This is a genomic window from Streptococcus sp. 27098_8_66 (assembly GCF_041431945.1).
Lineage (GTDB): Bacteria > Bacillota > Bacilli > Lactobacillales > Streptococcaceae > Streptococcus > Streptococcus dentalis.
Map to the genome: position 1 here is coordinate 106,417 of NZ_JAPVYS010000005.1, position 17,980 is coordinate 124,396.

Genomic DNA, 17,980 nt, shown 5'->3' on the forward strand with positions numbered 1-17,980 from the left:
AGCTATAGAAAGAAAAGCTATTCTATAAAGTTCTTTTTAAAGCCATTTCTCAACTAAACTCTACAGGTTATCCACAATTTGTGGATAACTTTAGTTATTTAAGATATAATTAAGAAAGTTTTTCTATACTCTAGATAATTTGATACCCTTAGGAGGAAAATATGAAATCTTCATCTAATTTACTGAAAAAAGTTGGAAGTATAGCCCTCATTTTTGTTGTGGGTTTTCTAGGTGGGATTCTTGGAACCTTTTTAACCTTACAAACATCTCATTCTTCTACTTCAAATACTGAAAGTAAGCAAGTCCACTCAACCACTGTTAAAACAGCTTATAAAAATACGACCTCAACTAGTGAAGCCGTCGATAAAGTGAAAAATGCTGTTGTTTCTGTAATTACTTATTCTGATTCTTCGAATCAAGGATTGTTTGAAAAAGAAGAAAACTCTGACTCACAAATTTCTAGTGAAGGTTCTGGAGTCATTTATAAAAAAGAAGGAAAATATGCCTACCTTGTTACCAATACCCATGTCATTAATGGTGCTAAAAAAGTAGATATTCTTTTAGCAGATGGTAATAAAGTCCCTGGAGAAGTAGTTGGATCAGATATCTATTCTGATATTGCAGTAGTTCGCATTAGTGCGGATAAAGCAAAGGCAGTAGCTGAATTCGGAGATTCAAACCAATTAACGGTTGGTGAGACTGCGATTGCGATCGGTAGCCCTCTTGGAACAGATTATGCTAATTCTGTTACCCAAGGGATTATTTCCAGCCAAGGCCGCAATGTGAAATTGAAAGCCGATAATGGACAAAATATCTCTACACGTGCCTTACAAACAGATGCAGCCATCAACCCAGGGAATTCTGGAGGTCCATTAATCAATATTCAAGGACAAGTCATTGGAATTACCTCAAGTAAAATTTCAAATAACGGACAAACTTCAGTAGAAGGAATGGGATTTGCAATTCCTGCAAATGATGTTGTCAATATTATCAAGCAACTAGAAGAAAAAGGAAAAGTGGTTCGACCAGCTCTTGGAATCCAAATGATGGATTTATCCAATCTTTCAACTTCTGATTTAAGCCAATTAAAACTTCCTGAAAAAATCTCTGGAGGGGTACTGGTTCGTTCAACACTTGAAAATATGCCTGCTTCAGATAAATTGCAACGCTACGATGTCATCACAAAGATTGATGATACAGATATCGAGTCAACTGCAGATTTACAATCTGCCCTTTATTCTCACCAAATCAATGATACGATCAAGGTCACATTCTATCGTGATGGAAAACAACAAACAACTTCTATCAAGTTGACAAAATCAACTGAGGATCTAAGCGATTAACTTTCACTTTCTTGACATACTTGTAAACACACCTTTACTAATTTGTAAAGGTGTGTTATTCTATTCATAAGATGGAAAAATTAGAAAAGATAGCAGTAAAGGACATTCGAACCAATCCTTTCCAACCAAGAAAAGTATTTGATCAAGAAAAATTAGAAGAACTGGCTCAGTCAATCAAAGAAAATGGCTTAATTCAACCCATTATTGTCAGAAAATCTCCAATAATTGGTTTTGAATTGCTTGCAGGTGAAAGACGGTTTAGAGCTTCAAAAATTGCTGGATTAGAGCTTGTTCCTGCGATTATTAAAGAGTTAACGGATCAAGAAATGATGCGACAAGCCATTATTGAAAATCTTCAACGAGAAGATCTAAATCCAATTGAAGAAGCTATCTCCTACCAGAAGCTAGTTGATCATGGATATAAGCACGACCAAATCGCTCAATTTATGGGGAAATCTAGACCCTATATTAGCAATATGCTTCGCTTGTTACATCTAGCTCCCTCTGTTCAAGAAGCGGTCATTCAAAATGACATTTCTTCGGCTCACGCGCGTGTTCTCATTCCTCTTGATGAAGAAGAGCAGCGCTTTTGGTTGGAGCGAATCAAACAGGATCATTTAAATGTTCGAACATTAGAAAACAAGATCAGTTCAAAAAGAAAACAGAAAAATAAAAAAATAAAAGAAAGTTTCCTACTAGAAGAGGAACAACGATTGAAAAAAATATTGGGAACAGAAGTGACGATACACTCCTCTTCGCAAAATAAAGGAACTATCCAAATTTCTTTTTCAAGTCTCGATGAATACCAACGAATTATCAACAGCCTAAAATAAGGCTGTTATTTTTATTTTTGTATTGACAAGTTTTTCCACCATAAAAATCTTTTGAAAATAGCAGAATAATAAGCATATTCTCTAGTTATCCCCACTTTGTGGATAACTTTTAAAAACAATGTGGATTTAAATCCACAACTTGTGGAAAAGTTTAAAAATATATTTTTATTCCTTGAAATTTAGCCTGTGGAAAACTATTGTCATTTGTGGTAGAATAGGAGTAAGTATGATTTGATACAATTCAAGAAAAGGAGGGAAGTCTGATAGTGTCACAAGAAGAGCAATTTTGGTCTCGTTTTTTAGAATTAGCTCAATTACAACTAAAAGATAGTGCCTATGATTTTTTTGTCGCTGATTCAAAATTAGTCAAAATCGATGGAGAGACTGCTACCATTTATCTTGATGGAAATTATAAAGAATTATTTTGGGAAACAAATCTAAAAAATGCTTTGATCACAGCCAGCTTTGAAGTCTACAATACAGATTTGAAGTTCCATTTCGTTTTTGAAGATACCGAAGAAATTCCTAGCAATCATAGCAGTGAGAATAGGAGATTATCTTCAGGTAGCTTAACAACCGAACCGTTGCCTAAAATTGATACAGGTCTGAAATCAAAGTACACCTTTGATAATTTTGTGCAAGGGGATGGAAATATTTGGGCGAAAGCAGCAGCGCTTGCAGTTTCTGAAAATCTTGCAACAACTTACAACCCTCTCTTTATCTATGGTGGACCAGGGCTTGGAAAGACTCACCTATTGAACGCAATTGGAAATCAAATCCTAGAAAATATTCCAAATGCACGGGTTAAGTATGTTCCAGCAGAAACCTTTATTAATGAATTTTTAGAACACCTTCGATTAGGAGAAATGAAGACTTTCAAGAATACCTATCGAAGTTTAGATCTTTTATTGATTGATGATATCCAGTCACTTGGTGGTAAAAAAGTCACGACTCAAGAGGAATTTTTTAATACATTTAATGCCCTTCATAGCGACAACAAACAGATTGTTCTAACAAGCGATCGAAGTCCGGATCATTTAGATAGTCTTGAAGAGCGGTTGGTTACTCGTTTCAAATGGGGACTAACTCAAAATATAACACCGCCTGATTTTGAAACTCGGATTGCCATCTTACGAAATAAAATTGAAGATCTAGACTATATTTTTCCTAATGACACATTAGAATATCTAGCTGGTCAGTTTGATTCAAATGTCCGAGACTTAGAAGGTGCCTTAAATGATATTTCTTTAATGGCGAAGGTTAAGAAACTAAAAGAAATTACGATCGATGTTGCAGCTGAAGCTATTCGAGCTCGTAAAAACGATAATAGCAAGACGCTTGTTATTCCCATTGAAAAAATTCAGGAAGCAGTTGGAGCCTTCTATGGAGTCAGTGTAAAAGAGATCAAAGGTTCTCGAAGAGTTCAGAATATTGTCCTAGCACGACAAGTGGCTATGTATCTTTCAAGAGAGATGACGGACAACTCACTGCCTCGAATCGGAAAAGAATTCGGTGGGAAAGACCACACGACTGTCATTCATGCCTATGAAAAAATCAAAAGTATGGTCGATACAGATGATAATCTTCGACTCGAAATTCAAAGTATCAAGAAAAAATTAAATTAATCTGTGGATAACTTTCTCTAAACTTCTAGGGATTATGCACAATTTTTAAACAAGTAACTTTTCAAGTCATAGACAGGATTCTGAGAGTTTTCCACAACTTCCACACAACCTACTATTACTATTAACTTACTAATCATAAAATAAATAAAAGGAATGACCATGATAAATTTTTCTATTAACAAAACTTTATTTTTACAAGCACTAAATACTACAAAAAGAGCGATCAGTTCAAAAAATGCTATCCCAATCCTTTCCACGATTAAAATTGATGTAACTCCAGAAGGAGTTGCCTTATCTGGATCGAATGGCCAAATTTCGATTGAAAACTTTATTTCTATCAAAGATGAAAATGCTGGTTTATTAGTGACCTCTCCAGGTTCTATTTTATTGGAAGCAACTTTCTTTATTAATGTGGTTTCAAGTTTACCAGATGTTACTTTAGATTTTAAAGAGATTGAACAAAAACAGGTTCTTTTAACAAGTGGAAAATCAGAAATTACACTTAAAGGAAAAGATGCAGATCAATATCCACGTATTCAAGAAATTGCTGCAAGTAATCCATTAGTTTTGGAAACAAAATTATTAAAACAATTAATTAATGAAACGGCATTTGCAGCAAGTGTACAAGAAAGTCGGCCAATTTTGACAGGTGTTCACTTTGTTCTATCGGATAATAAAGAGCTAAAAACAGTAGCAACAGACTCTCACCGTATGAGTCAAAAAGTGATTACACTGGATAAAAATGGAGACAACTTTGATGTTGTCATCCCAAGTCGCTCTCTTCGTGAATTCACCTCTGTTTTTTCTGATGATATTGAAACAGTTGAAGTTTTCTTTGCTAACAATCAAATTCTATTTAGAAGTGAACACATTAGTTTCTATACCCGTTTGCTAGAAGGAAATTATCCTGATACAGACCGTCTCATTCCAACAGAATTCAATACAGAGGCAACCTTCAATGTAGCCAACCTTCGATTTGCAATGGAGCGTGCTCGTCTTCTTTCAAATGCGACTCAAAACGGAACGGTTAAATTAGAGTTCAAAAATGGAGTGGTTTCTTCCCACGTTCATTCACCAGAAGTTGGGCGAGTAAATGAAGAGATCGATACGAGCGCCGTTTCAGGAGAGGATCTGTCCATTAGCTTTAATCCAACTTATTTGATTGAGGCGCTCAAAGCTATTGACAGTGAACAAGTTGTTATTCGTTTTATTTCTTCTGTTAGACCGTTTACATTGGTTCCAGAAGGAAATGAACAAGGGTTCATTCAATTGATTACGCCAGTTCGCACAAATTAACAAAGGTGAATCATGTATACGTTAGGTGATTTTGTAGAAATGAAAAAGCCTCACGCTTGTGTGATTAAAGAAACAGGCAAGAAGGCAAATCGTTGGGAAATTACGCGACTTGGTGCAGACATAAAAATCAAATGTAGCAATTGTGATCATGTGGTCATGATGAGTCGCCATGATTTTGAACAAAAAATGAAGAAAGTACTATAAAAGGTTCAGTCACATATGTGACTGAACCTTTTCGATTATTTTAATTCTTCAAATTTTCCATTTTTAACTTCTTTGAAACCAATAGATTTAAAAGATTTTAAGATACTTTCATAGCTAATATAGTCAATTTTGCTACTTTTTTGTTCAGTGATTAATTTTTTTTCTTGCAATACTTTTAAATCTGCTTTTGTATAATCAATAGTCGTTTTTTCTACAAAATATTCATCTTTATATTCTGCGGAATGAGAGTACCCTTTTACATCTTTGAATTCTTCATCGTAACTAGCAATGAGATTTTTTATTTCATCCTTTGACACACCAGCTCCTTTGTAATAAACTGTACTTACAGAATCAGTACTGATTAGTTTATCTCCCTGATGTTTTATGGTAATACGAACGTCTGATTTTCTATCTTGATTAATACTTTGAATATAAGTTTTTTCTACTGATTTTCCACAAGCACCCAATAGCAAGAGAGAAAAAATCGCAACAAAAGAAAGAAGAATAGATTTCCAATTTAGTTTTTTCATAATAAAACTCCTTTATCATTAATAGTTTGATTATAACATATTTTTTTATTTAGTAAAGGTTACACTTTAGTAATAATTCAGAATTTCTTTTCATCACTTGTCTTTTGAATTATGTTATAATGAAAAAGATTGAAATTTGAACGGAGAAAAAGAAAAATGGCATTAACAGCAGGTATCGTTGGCTTACCAAATGTTGGTAAATCAACCCTTTTTAACGCAATTACAAAGGCCGGAGCAGAGGCCGCAAACTATCCCTTTGCAACTATTGATCCTAATGTCGGAATGGTAGAAGTTCCAGATGAACGACTTCAAAAATTAACTGAAATGATTACTCCTAAGAAGACAGTTCCTACAACGTTTGAATTTACAGATATTGCTGGGATTGTGAAAGGGGCTTCTAAAGGAGAAGGACTTGGGAATAAATTCTTGGCTAACATCCGTGAAGTAGATGCCATTGTCCATGTGGTACGTGCTTTTGATGATGAAAATGTCATGCGGGAGCAAGGTCGTGAAGATGCCTTTGTCGATCCACTGGCAGATATTGATACCATCAATTTAGAATTAATTTTAGCCGACTTAGAGTCTGTTAATAAACGTTATGCGCGTGTAGAAAAAATTGCTCGCACACAAAAAGATAAAGATTCTGTTGCTGAATTTAATGTTCTACAAAAAATCAAACCAGTTCTTGAAGATGGTAAATCAGCTCGTACCATTGAATTCACAGAGGAAGAACAAAAAGTGGTGAAGGGACTTTTCCTTTTGACTACCAAACCAGTTCTTTATGTAGCAAATGTGGATGAAGATGTTGTTGCAGATCCAGATTCTATCGAGTATGTGAAGCAAATTCGTGACTTTGCGGCAACAGAAAATGCGGAAGTAGTTGTGATTTCTGCGCGTGCTGAGGAAGAAATTTCTGAACTAGATGATGCAGATAAACAAGAATTTTTAGAGGCGATTGGCCTAACAGAGTCTGGAGTTGATAAACTTACGCGTGCAGCTTACCATTTATTGGGACTTGGTACTTATTTCACAGCTGGTGAAAAAGAAGTGCGTGCTTGGACTTTCAAACGTGGCATGAAAGCTCCTCAAGCAGCTGGAATCATTCACTCTGATTTTGAAAAAGGATTTATTCGTGCTGTGACCATGTCCTATGATGATTTGGTTAAATACGGTTCTGAAAAGGCTGTAAAAGAAGCAGGACGTTTGCGCGAAGAAGGAAAAGAATATGTTGTCCAAGATGGGGACATCATGGAATTCCGTTTTAATGTATAAGAGAGTTAAAAAGATGTAAAGGTTGGAAAAAATATTTCCAACCCTTTTAGTGTTTTGAAAGGAAAGAGATGACGAAATTAATTGTTGGATTGGGAAATCCAGGTGATAAGTATGTTGAAACCAAACACAATGTAGGCTTTATGTTAGTTGATCAAATGGCAAAGTCTTTAAATCTTACTTTCTCCCATGATAAGATTTTTCAAGCTGATATCGCCTCAACATTTTTGAATGGCGAAAAGGTCTATTTTGTAAAGCCAACCACTTTCATGAATGAAAGTGGAAAAGCAGTCCATGCCCTTCTGACTTATTATGGTCTGGATATTGAAGATCTTTTGGTTATTTACGATGATTTAGATATGGAAGTTGGCAAGATTCGTCTTCGAGCTAAAGGATCAGCTGGAGGTCATAACGGAATCAAATCGATTATCAATCATATTGGAACTCAGACTTTTTATCGAATTAAGATTGGAATTGGAAGACCTAAGCAGGGCATGTCAGTTGTTCATCATGTCTTAGGAAAATTTGATAAAGACGATTACATCACTATTCTACAAACAATCGATCGAGTAGAAGAAGCGGTTAACGATTACTTGGTAGAAGAAAATTTTGAAAGAAGCATGCAGAAATACAACGGGTAAGTAGATGAATGTAATTGATTTAGTGAGTCAAAACTCCAACCTTCTATCCTGGCAACAAGGTTTGCAGAAAACTAATAGGGAATTGATCTTAGGATTGTCTGCGACTACAAAGGCTATTGTAATGGCTTCAGCCTTTGATTCTATTGAAAAAGCAGTCCTCATCACTTCCAGTTATAACGAAGCGGAACGATTGGCCAGTGATTTTATTGCTTTACTTGGAGAGGAAAAAGTCCATACATTTTTGGGAGATGATAACCCTTTAGCAGAATTTGTTTTTGCTTCACAAGAAAGGCAATTTGCACGATTAGAGGCTTTGAACTTTTTATGTCAAAAGGATCGTCAAGGTATCCTTGTGACCAATGTGAGTGGTATAAAACTACTATTACCTTCTCCTAAAGTTTTTGCATCTAGCATTTTTCAATTGAAGGTTGGTCAAGAAATAGACTTAACTACTCTGAGTGAAACATTACAGAAGATTGGCTATCAAAAGGTAAGCCAAGTTTTGCAACAGGGAGAGTTTAGTCTACGAGGAGATATTTTAGATATCTTTGAGATCGACCAACTCCAACCTTATCGGATTGAATTTTTCGGAGATGAGATTGATGAAATCCGAATCTTTGACCCAGAAAGTCAGCGTTCTGTTGAAAATGTTGAAGAAGTTCAACTGAAGGCAGTGAGTGATCTATTATTGCAAGAGGAAGATTTTATCCGTGGTCAGCAGCAAATAGAACAATTGCAAGAACAGAGCGCGAATGAAGAATTTAAATCTTATCTAGCAGAAATTCTGGGAGATATTTCTCAAAGGGAACTCCATCCGGATCTTAGAAAATTTATTAGTTTCTTTTATGAGAGACAATATACCCTATTCGATTATCTCCCTAAACACACTCCTGTCTTTCTGGATGATTATCAAAAAATAGCAGATCAAATAGCGAGATTTGAACTAGATACAGCTAATCTCTTGACGGAAGATTTACATAAAAATAGAGCTTCTTCTCGCCAAGTGTATTTTGCAGACACCAGTACAACATTACGAAAATATACGCCTGCAACTTATTTTTCAAACTTTCAAAAAGGATTGGGAAATCTGAAGTTTGATCATTTATATCAATTCAATCAATATCCCATGCAGGAGTTTTTTGGACAATTTGATTTACTAAAAGAGGAAATTGAACGGTATCGAAAATCAAACTATACTGTTATTGTCCAAGCAACTTCTCATCACAATCTTCAACAGCTCCATAAAAATTTAGAAGAGTATGGGATTCGATTAGATTATATTGATGGGGATACGATCATTCCTCAAGCTAGTCAATTAGTCGTTGGAGGATTAGCTCACGGTTTTCAATTTGTTGATGAAAAAATTATCTACATTACAGAATCAGAGATTTATCAGAAAAAGATTAAGCGAAAGATTCGAAGGCAAAATATTTCCAATGCAGAACGCCTAAAAAATTATAATGAATTGGAAAAAGGGGACTATGTTGTTCACCAAGTTCATGGTATTGGTCAATATTTGGGAATTGAAACGATTGAAATTTCGGGTGTCCATCGTGATTATGTTTCAATTCAATATCAAAATGGAGATCGCATCTCGATTCCTGTCGATCAGATTCAGATGTTGTCCAAATACGTTGCAAGTGATGGAAAAGCGCCAAAAATCAACAAGTTAAATGATGGGCGTTTCCAAAAAACGAAGCAAAAGGTTCAGACCCAGGTGGAGGACATTGCAGATGATTTGATAAAACTTTATGCTGAGCGTAGTCAATTAGAAGGCTTTGCTTATTCTTCAGATGATGAAAATCAAGAGGCTTTTGAACAAGATTTTCCATATATTGAAACAGATGATCAATTACGTTCCATTGAAGAAATCAAAAAAGATATGGAATCAAATCGTCCGATGGACCGATTGCTGGTTGGAGACGTCGGTTTTGGGAAAACAGAGGTTGCTATGCGAGCAGCCTTTAAGGCAGTAAATGATCATAAACAAGTAGCAGTGCTGGTTCCTACCACTGTTCTTGCCCAACAACATTATGCCAATTTTAAGGAGCGTTTTGAATCTTTTGCAGTAGAGGTTGCTGTTTTAAGTCGTTTCCAGAGTAAGGCAGAGCAGAAAGAAACGCTTGAAAAGTTGAAAAAAGGACGAGTGGATATTATTATTGGAACTCACCGGCTCTTGTCCAAAGATGTTGTTTTTTCAGACTTAGGCTTAATCGTGATCGATGAAGAACAACGTTTTGGAGTGAAGCACAAAGAAACCTTGAAAGAATTGAAAAAAAAGGTGGATGTGCTTACCTTGACAGCTACCCCTATACCTCGAACTCTTCACATGTCTATGCTAGGAATTCGAGATTTATCTGTCATCGAAACACCTCCGACCAATCGGTATCCTGTGCAAACTTTTGTATTAGAGACCAATCCAACTATTATTCGAGATGCTGTGTTGCGGGAGATGGATCGTGGAGGTCAAGTGTACTATCTTTACAACAAGGTAGATACGATTGAGCAAAAAGTATCCGAGTTAAAAGAGTTGATTCCAGAGGCTTCGATTGGCTTTGTTCATGGCCAAATGAGTGAAGTTCGCTTAGAAAATACCTTGTTGGATTTCATTAATGGCGAATACGATGTCTTAGTGACGACAACCATTATTGAGACAGGTGTGGATATTCCAAATGCCAATACACTCTTTATTGAAAATGCGGATCATATGGGACTTTCAACGCTTTATCAACTAAGAGGTCGTGTAGGAAGAAGCAATCGAATTGCTTATGCTTATTTGATGTATCGTCCAGACAAATCTCTTACAGAAGTGTCTGAAAAACGTTTAGAAGCTATTAAAGGTTTTACTGAGTTGGGGTCTGGATTTAAAATTGCTATGCGAGATCTATCGATCCGTGGAGCAGGGAATATCCTTGGAGCTTCTCAATCTGGTTTCATCGATTCAGTTGGTTTTGAAATGTATTCTCAATTGTTAGAGGAAGCTATTGCTAAGAAACAAGGTCAAGAGCATCGCAGGCAAAAGAGCAATGCAGAGTTGAACCTTCAAATAGATGCATATTTACCTAATGAATATATTTCAGATCAACGTCAAAAAATTGAAATTTACAAACAAATTCGTGAAATAAATTCTGCGACGGACTATGAATACTTGCAAGATGAATTGATTGATCGTTTTGGAGAATACCCAGATGTTGTCGCCTACCTACTTGAAATTGGTTTAGTGAAAGCTTACTTGGATCAAGTCTTTGTCCGTCTTGTTGAGAGAAAACAACAAAAAGTGACAGTGAAATTTGAACCTATTACCAAACAACTGTTTTTAACACAGGATTATTTCAAAGCTCTATCAATGACACAGTTAAAGGCACAGATTGCAGAAGAAAAAGGATTGATTGAAGTGATCTTTGATATTCGAAATAAGAAAGATTTTGAAATTTTAGAAGCTCTGAAGCAATTTGGTCAAACCTTATTGGAAATTAAACAGGAAAAAGAAGAGAACTAGCAGTTCTTAGCTCATTTTTCGCATTTTATGTATAAAAAATGATACAATACTATGTTAGAGGTGACAGTATGAGATTAGATAAATATTTAAAAGTTTCTCGCATTATTAAGCGTCGTCCTGTTGCAAAGGAAGTTGCAGATAAAGGGCGAATCAAAGTCAATGGAGTATTAGCCAAAAGTTCAACGGATTTGAAAGTGAATGATCAAATTGAAGTTCGTTTTGGAAATAAAGTATTGACGGTTAAAGTCTTGGAAATGTTGGATAGTACAAAAAAAGAAGATGCATCCAAAATGTACGAAATAATTAGTGAAACAAGGATAGAAGAAGATGTCTAAAAATATCGTTCAAATGAACAATAAATATATCAAAGACGAAAGCCAGCGAAAACGTTTTTTAGAAGAAGAAAGAAAAAAACGCAATCGTTTTATGGGACTCGTCTTGATATTGGTCATGTTACTGTTTATTCTTCCAACATATAATTTAGCCCAGAGCTATCAATCACTACAAGATAAAAAAGAACAATACAAACAGTTGGAAAAAGAGTATAAAGAAACAAGTGAACAAAAAGAATACCAACAAGACATCGCTAAAAAATTAAAAGACGATGATTATGCAACAAAATATGCACGCGCTAAGTATTCTTTTTCAAAAGATGGTGAATATGTTTATACCATCCCAGATTTACTCCCACAATAACCGATGGAAAATATCTTACAAACAGTTAAACAATTTCTTGAATTTTCGGATGAAAAATTAGAGGAATTAAAAAAGAAAAACCAAATGATCAAACTTCAAAAGGATGAAAATGAAAGGAATACAGGTGTCTAAACGATTTCTGCTCCTATTGTTAGTTCCAATTTTATTTATTGGGTCTCAAGCAGCGAGTATCGAGCAGTCTGAGTCTTCTCAGACAATGGCTCATCCATCAGAACTTTATTTTTCTTCAATTCCAGCGAACCCTAATATCTATCGCAAAATTTCTGTTTTTTCTGATCCTCAGTTGAAAAAAGCAAAAGGAGAAATTCTCCCCAACACACCGTTTACAATCGAACAACTCTTTGTAAATGATGAAGGGAAAGCTGTATTTAAAATAGCAGATAAAGGATATGTATTAGCAGATTCTTCTGTCATTTTTTCTGATGTTGTACAAGAAACACAAGAAAAAAAACAAGACATGTGGCTAAAACCTGGTTTTAAAGTGTACGACCGACCCTTAATAAATGGAGCAAAAGAAAAAAATTCCCCTCTTTCTCCTTATACAAAAGTGACAGTCTTACGTACAGCTAAAACTTTACGAGATGAGTTTGTGGAGATTGAAGGTCAGGGCTGGGTGAACAAAGCATTCATTACTGAAAAAGATAATCGAATGGAAAAAGTCCAGGACTTGTTAAATAGTAAATACAATTCTCCTTCGTATGGAATCTATGTAAAACAATTAACGACTGGAAATACTGCTGGAATCAATCCGCAAAAAGAAATGTATTCTGCTAGTGTCACAAAATTACCATACTTGTACTATGTCCAAGAACAGCTTAATAAAAAAGCCATTTCTCCAACTACAACCTACAAATATATTCCAGAAGTCAATGATTTTAAAGGTGGCTATGAACCAGAAGGAAGTGGTAGCCTTTCAAAAACACCAGATGGAAAAGAATACAGTGTTCAAGAGTTGGTAGATAAAATTGCAAAAGAATCAGATAATGTTGGACATAATATCTTGAATTATTATGTCACTCATCAATCAGATCAAGACTTCCAAAAAACTTTGGATAAAATTGCAAAGAAACATTGGGATGTTGAAAAAAGAGAAGCATCCGCTGAAATGGCTGGCAATGTCATGGAGGCTATCTATCAACAAAATGGCCCTATTATTGATGCACTCTCCTCTACAAAATATGATGATCAACGGATTGCGCGTGACATTCCAGTAAAAGTTGCTCATAAAATTGGAGATGCCTATGATTTTAGACATGATGTTGCGATTGTATACACAAATTCACCCTATGTAATAGCCATTTTTACAGATCATTCGAATTATGATACGATTTCCAACATTTCAAAAGATATCTATGAGGTATTGAAATAATGGAAAAGCGATTTTTAGAGTTTTGTGAAAAACAAGATCTATTTACTCCCCATCGCCGTGTTTTGGTTGCCTTATCTGGTGGATTGGATTCAATGAATCTGTATGAACTTTTATATAAGAATAAAGAACGATTGAAAATCCATCTGGTACTCGCTCATGTCAATCATGGACAAAGACCAGAATCAGATTTAGAAGAAAGTGAACTTCGAACGCTAGCTGATAGGCGAGAGACACGTATTCATGTAGCTCACTATTCGGGTGATTTTACAGAAGCAAAAGCTCGTACCTTTCGTTATGATTTTTTTAAACAGATTATGGAGAAAGAGGATTGCACCGCTTTAGTAACAGGTCATCATGCAAACGATCAAGCTGAAACAACTTTCATGCGCTTGATACGAGGAACTAAATTACGTCACTTAAGTGGCATTTCTGTACGCCAACCATTTGGCAAGGGTGAGCTAATCCGTCCTTTGTTAACTTTTACCAAAGATGAGTTGATGAAAATCTCTCACTTTGAAGATAGTAGCAATGACTCACAGGATTATTTTCGCAATCGTGTACGCCATCAATACCTTCCAGAATTTGAAAAAGAAAATCCTCAAATACAAGCAAGTCTTCGTTATTTAGCAGAGGAAGTGACTCATTGGCACCAAGCATTGAAAGAATTGACTAGCGAGTTAACCATTCAAGATTTAGCTTCTTTTAGAACGTATTCTGATTCTGTACAATCATTCTTATTAGAAGAATATCTGGCACAATTTCCAGATTTGCAACTTGGTAGGGTACAGTTTCAAGAATTATTAAATTTACTGCGAAAAAAAAGAAATTGCGTTCATTATTTAAAGTCGAATTATGAACTACATCAAGAATATGATTTCTTTGAAATACAAAAAATCAGTCAAAAGTCTGATGACCACCCCCTCCCGCTTTTGTTAGAATTTGGGAATATCTTTGAAATTGCAAATTATAAACTATCTTTTGGGCAACTATTAGTAGGGAAAAATGTAGAAATTCTTTCTGTTTCACGCGAAAGCCCCATCTTAATTAGAGGGAGAAAGGAAGGAGATCAGTTGCTTATTAATGGCCACCATCAAAAATTAAGACGGTGGTTTATCAACCAGAAAATTCCAATTTCTCTTCGGGAAAAGGCTCTCATTATAGAACAAAATCATAATATTCTTTCTGTAGTGGGATTGGTAACGAGTGATTTGAGTCAACCCTCAAAAAGTGGTATAATGAAAGATAGTCTTTATATTCAAAAAATAGATAGGTAAAAACATGTTAGAAAAAGATATAAAAAAAGTATTGGTTTCACATGATGAAATTGTAGAAGCAGCAAAGAAATTGGGTGAAACCCTAACAAAAGAGTACCAAGGAAAAAATCCAATTTTTGTTGGGATTTTGAAAGGCTCTGTTCCCTTTATGGCAGAGTTGATCAATCACGTGGATACACATATTGAATTGGATTTTATGCTGGTTTCAAGTTATCATGGTGGGACAGCAAGCTCAGGTATTATTAATATTATCAAGGATATCGACCAAGATATTACTGGTAGAGATATTTTATTTGTAGAAGATATTATCGATACAGGTAAAACCCTCAAGAGTCTAAAAGAACTCTTTGAAGAACGAAATGTGGCATCTGTAAAGATTGCTACCTTACTGGATAAACCTGAGGGACGTTTGGTTGAGATTGAAGCAGATTACACCTGCTTTACGATTCCAAATGAGTTTGTTGTAGGATATGGTTTAGACTATGATGAAAATTATCGTAACCTACCCTATGTTGGTGTATTAAAAGAGGAAGTGTACTCAAAATAGAGGAGACTAGATGAATAACAGAAAAAATAACGGTTTTGTTCGAAATCCATTTCTGTATTTGTTGATTATTGTAGCAGCTGTGACAGGATTCCAGTACTTTTTTGCGGGTAATGGAGTTGGTCAAAGTCAGCAAATCAACTACACAGAATTGGTCAAAGAAATTAAAAATGATAATGTAAAAACGATCAGTTACCAACCAAATGGTAGTGTGATTGAAATTGCAGGGACCTATAATAAAGTAAAAGAATCAAAAGAAGATACAGGAATTCAATTTTTTACCCCAAGTGTTCAAAAAGTATCTCGCTTTACTAGTGTCATCCTTCCATCTGATATCACCGTCAATGAATTACAAAAATTAGCAGCTGACCACAAAGCAGAAATCACCATCAAGCGTGAGAGCTCAAGTGGCATGTGGATAACAATTCTCACTTCAATTGTTCCATTTGTTATCGTCATGTTCTTCTTCTTCTCAATGATGAACCAAGGCGGTGGCGGAGGTGCCCGCGGTGCCATGAACTTTGGTCGCAATAAAGCCCGTGCTGCTAATAAAGAAGATATAAAAGTTCGTTTTTCAGATGTAGCAGGGGCTGAAGAAGAAAAACAAGAACTTGTTGAAGTTGTTGAATTTTTAAAAGATCCAAAACGCTTTACTAAATTAGGTGCAAGAATCCCAGCAGGAGTGCTTCTTGAAGGCCCTCCGGGAACAGGTAAAACACTTTTAGCAAAAGCAGTAGCTGGTGAAGCTGGGGTGCCATTCTTCAGTATCTCTGGTTCTGACTTCGTTGAAATGTTTGTCGGAGTCGGTGCTAGCCGGGTTCGTTCACTTTTTGAAGATGCTAAAAAAGCAGCACCAGCCATTATCTTTATCGATGAAATTGATGCTGTTGGGCGCCAACGTGGTGTAGGTCTTGGTGGCGGAAATGATGAACGTGAGCAAACCCTCAACCAACTCTTGATTGAGATGGATGGTTTTGAAGGTAACGAAGGAATCATTGTTATCGCAGCAACAAACCGTTCTGATGTCCTTGACCCTGCCCTTCTTCGTCCTGGCCGTTTTGACCGTAAAGTATTAGTTGGACGTCCAGATGTGAAAGGTCGTGAGGCGATTCTTCGTGTTCACGCTAAGAATAAGCCACTTGCTCAAGATGTCGACTTAAAATTGGTTGCTCAACAGACACCAGGATTTGTCGGTGCTGATCTCGAAAATGTTTTGAATGAAGCAGCCTTGGTTGCAGCACGTCGAAATAAAAAAGTAATTGATGCTGCTGATATCGATGAAGCAGAAGATCGTGTTATTGCAGGTCCATCTAAGAAAGATCGGACGATTTCACAAAAAGAACGTGAAATGGTTGCTTATCACGAAGCTGGTCATACGATTGTTGGTCTGGTCTTATCAAATGCTCGTGTGGTTCATAAAGTTACCATTGTTCCACGTGGTCGCGCAGGCGGTTACATGATTGCCCTTCCTAAAGAAGATCAAATGTTACTTTCTAAAGAAGACATGAAAGAACAATTAGCAGGGCTCATGGGAGGACGTGTTGCCGAAGAAATTATTTTTAATTCGCAAACAACAGGTGCTTCAAATGACTTCGAACAAGCAACCCAAATGGCGCGTGCGATGGTAACAGAATATGGTATGAGTGAAAAACTTGGACCTGTTCAATATGAAGGAAATCATGCAATGTTTGGTGCTCAAAGCCCACAAAAAATGATTTCAGAACAAACGGCTTACGAAATTGACGAAGAAGTTCGTGGTCTGTTGAATGAAGCCCGTAATAAAGCTGCGGAAATTATTCAAGGAAATAGAGAAACGCATAAACTGATTGCTGAAGCTCTATTAAAATATGAAACCTTGGATAGTGTTCAAATTAAATCATTATACGAAACAGGAAAAATGCCCGAAAATTCAGAGCATGAATTAGAAGAAGAAGCAAAACCTTTATCATATGATGAAATTAAGTCAAAATTAGAAGAAAACAACTAATTTAAAAGAAGGAAAATATTTCCTTCTTTTTTTTATAAAAAAAGTGTTGACAGAGTAAAAATATTCTGTATAATAGAATATGTTGTAAAAATGGTCCGTTGGTCAAGGGGTTAAGACACCGCCTTTTCACGGCGGTAACACGGGTTCGAATCCCGTACGGACTATCGATAAACTGTCACCAAGTGGCAGTTTTTTTGTGTATTTGGACAAAATAGTTAAAAATAATAACCAAATAGTTAAAAAAACGTGCAGAATAGAAAAAAAGTCCAATGGGCTTCTTTATTTTTATAAAATACAGATAAAAGTAAAGGAGAGCTTATGGAATTTAATAAAATGTATCAAAAAGTAAAATATATCGTAAGAAAATGTGAAAAAGAATATTATATTCAATTATGGGAAAAAGACGATTGGGAACAGGAAGGTCAGCTAACTCTATTTGAACTTTATCAAAAAAATCCTGAAATAGAAACAAATGAAGAGTTGCTTTATACATATTTTAAAACAAAATTTAGAAATCATATTAAAGATAAAATAAGACAACAGGAAAGTGATAAAAGAAAAATTAATAGACTTCCATATATTGAAATTGGAGAAATTAGCCACAGAATTTCATCAAGAAAAATATATTTAGATGAACTGGTTGTTTTAAGAGATTCTTTAAAACGTTTTAAAGAAAAATTAACAGTAAAAGAAAAAGAACAATATGAAGCATTACTAGCAAACAGAAGATGTCTAGGAAAAACAAAAATGAAAAAGAAATTAGAGAACTATTTAAAGGATTTTAAAAATTCAATTTAAAAACTGAAAGTTAAGAGTGTTTAAATGAACTTTCAAGAAAGTAAAAAAAAA

Annotated in this window: 17 protein-coding genes and 1 tRNA gene; 17 read left to right on the top strand and 1 reads right to left on the bottom strand. The window is 35.4% G+C overall.

What is annotated here, in order from left to right; translation table 11 throughout:
• Positions 1-161 precede the first annotated feature (161 nt).
• From O3642_RS05730 to O3642_RS05750, 5 genes are all read left to right on the top strand, one after another.
• Positions 162-1,343: a S1C family serine protease gene (locus tag O3642_RS05730; protein ID WP_151379379.1), complete on the top strand. Its 1,182-nt coding sequence runs from the start codon at positions 162-164 to the stop codon at positions 1,341-1,343.
• A gap of 71 nt (positions 1,344-1,414) precedes the next feature.
• A complete protein-coding gene (locus tag O3642_RS05735) occupies positions 1,415-2,176 on the top strand; it encodes a ParB/RepB/Spo0J family partition protein (protein ID WP_369087942.1) in 762 nt (253 codons plus the stop codon).
• Between the two features lie 266 nt (positions 2,177-2,442).
• The gene (gene dnaA, locus O3642_RS05740) at positions 2,443-3,801 is read left to right on the top strand and encodes a chromosomal replication initiator protein DnaA (RefSeq protein ID WP_003002121.1); all 1,359 of its coding nucleotides are present in this window, start codon (positions 2,443-2,445) and stop codon (positions 3,799-3,801) included.
• Between the two features lie 159 nt (positions 3,802-3,960).
• Entirely contained in the window at positions 3,961-5,097 is a 1,137-nt protein-coding gene (gene dnaN, locus O3642_RS05745; protein WP_003010786.1) for a DNA polymerase III subunit beta, read from the top strand.
• Positions 5,098-5,109: 12 nt separating this feature from the next.
• On the top strand, positions 5,110-5,301 hold the full coding sequence (locus O3642_RS05750) for a DUF951 domain-containing protein (protein ID WP_003002008.1): 192 nt from the start codon (positions 5,110-5,112) through the stop codon (positions 5,299-5,301).
• 35 nt (positions 5,302-5,336) lie between these two features.
• On the opposite strand, the gene O3642_RS05755 is transcribed toward O3642_RS05750, so the two are convergent.
• A complete protein-coding gene (locus O3642_RS05755; protein ID WP_155127517.1) occupies positions 5,337-5,831 on the bottom strand; it encodes a DUF1307 domain-containing protein in 495 nt (164 codons plus the stop codon).
• 156 nt (positions 5,832-5,987) lie between these two features.
• On the opposite strand from O3642_RS05755, the gene ychF reads away from it, so the two are divergent.
• The 12 genes from ychF (at position 5,988) to O3642_RS05815 (ending at position 17,929) form a co-directional block, all read left to right on the top strand.
• A complete protein-coding gene (gene ychF / locus O3642_RS05760) occupies positions 5,988-7,103 on the top strand; it encodes a redox-regulated ATPase YchF (protein WP_003010773.1) in 1,116 nt (371 codons plus the stop codon).
• 68 nt (positions 7,104-7,171) lie between these two features.
• Positions 7,172-7,741 carry an aminoacyl-tRNA hydrolase gene (gene pth, locus O3642_RS05765; protein ID WP_003002186.1) on the top strand — a complete coding sequence of 190 codons (570 nt, stop codon included), beginning with the start codon at positions 7,172-7,174 and terminating at the stop codon, positions 7,739-7,741.
• A gap of 4 nt (positions 7,742-7,745) precedes the next feature.
• Positions 7,746-11,240, top strand: a complete 3,495-nt coding sequence (mfd, locus tag O3642_RS05770; protein ID WP_371605578.1) for a transcription-repair coupling factor — start codon at positions 7,746-7,748, stop codon at positions 11,238-11,240.
• A 68-nt stretch (positions 11,241-11,308) separates the two neighbouring features.
• Positions 11,309-11,575, top strand: a complete 267-nt coding sequence (locus O3642_RS05775; RefSeq protein ID WP_155127523.1) for an RNA-binding S4 domain-containing protein — start codon at positions 11,309-11,311, stop codon at positions 11,573-11,575.
• Positions 11,568-11,936 (top strand): septum formation initiator family protein, encoded by a 369-nt coding sequence (locus O3642_RS05780; RefSeq protein WP_155127526.1) that lies wholly within the window; start codon positions 11,568-11,570, stop codon positions 11,934-11,936. Before O3642_RS05775 ends, O3642_RS05780 begins: the two co-directional genes overlap by 8 nt.
• A 3-nt stretch (positions 11,937-11,939) precedes the next feature.
• The gene (locus O3642_RS05785; RefSeq protein WP_003002204.1) at positions 11,940-12,068 is read left to right on the top strand and encodes an SP_0009 family protein; all 129 of its coding nucleotides are present in this window, start codon (positions 11,940-11,942) and stop codon (positions 12,066-12,068) included.
• Positions 12,061-13,326, top strand: coding sequence for a serine hydrolase (locus tag O3642_RS05790; RefSeq protein WP_371605579.1), 1,266 nt, complete (start codon positions 12,061-12,063; stop codon positions 13,324-13,326). The genes O3642_RS05785 and O3642_RS05790 overlap by 8 nt, the downstream gene beginning before the upstream one ends.
• Positions 13,326-14,600, top strand: coding sequence for a tRNA lysidine(34) synthetase TilS (gene tilS, locus O3642_RS05795; RefSeq protein ID WP_342986759.1), 1,275 nt, complete (start codon positions 13,326-13,328; stop codon positions 14,598-14,600). The genes O3642_RS05790 and tilS overlap by 1 nt, the downstream gene beginning before the upstream one ends.
• Positions 14,601-14,604: 4 nt before the next feature.
• On the top strand, positions 14,605-15,147 hold the full coding sequence (hpt, locus tag O3642_RS05800) for a hypoxanthine phosphoribosyltransferase (RefSeq protein ID WP_118096238.1): 543 nt from the start codon (positions 14,605-14,607) through the stop codon (positions 15,145-15,147).
• Positions 15,148-15,157: 10 nt separating this feature from the next.
• Positions 15,158-17,131: an ATP-dependent zinc metalloprotease FtsH gene (ftsH, locus tag O3642_RS05805; RefSeq protein WP_371605580.1), complete on the top strand. Its 1,974-nt coding sequence runs from the start codon at positions 15,158-15,160 to the stop codon at positions 17,129-17,131.
• A 92-nt stretch (positions 17,132-17,223) separates the two neighbouring features.
• Positions 17,224-17,295 (top strand) — tRNA-Glu (locus O3642_RS05810).
• A 154-nt stretch (positions 17,296-17,449) separates the two neighbouring features.
• On the top strand, positions 17,450-17,929 hold the full coding sequence (locus O3642_RS05815) for a hypothetical protein (protein ID WP_003010759.1): 480 nt from the start codon (positions 17,450-17,452) through the stop codon (positions 17,927-17,929).
• Positions 17,930-17,980: the final 51 nt, after the last annotated feature.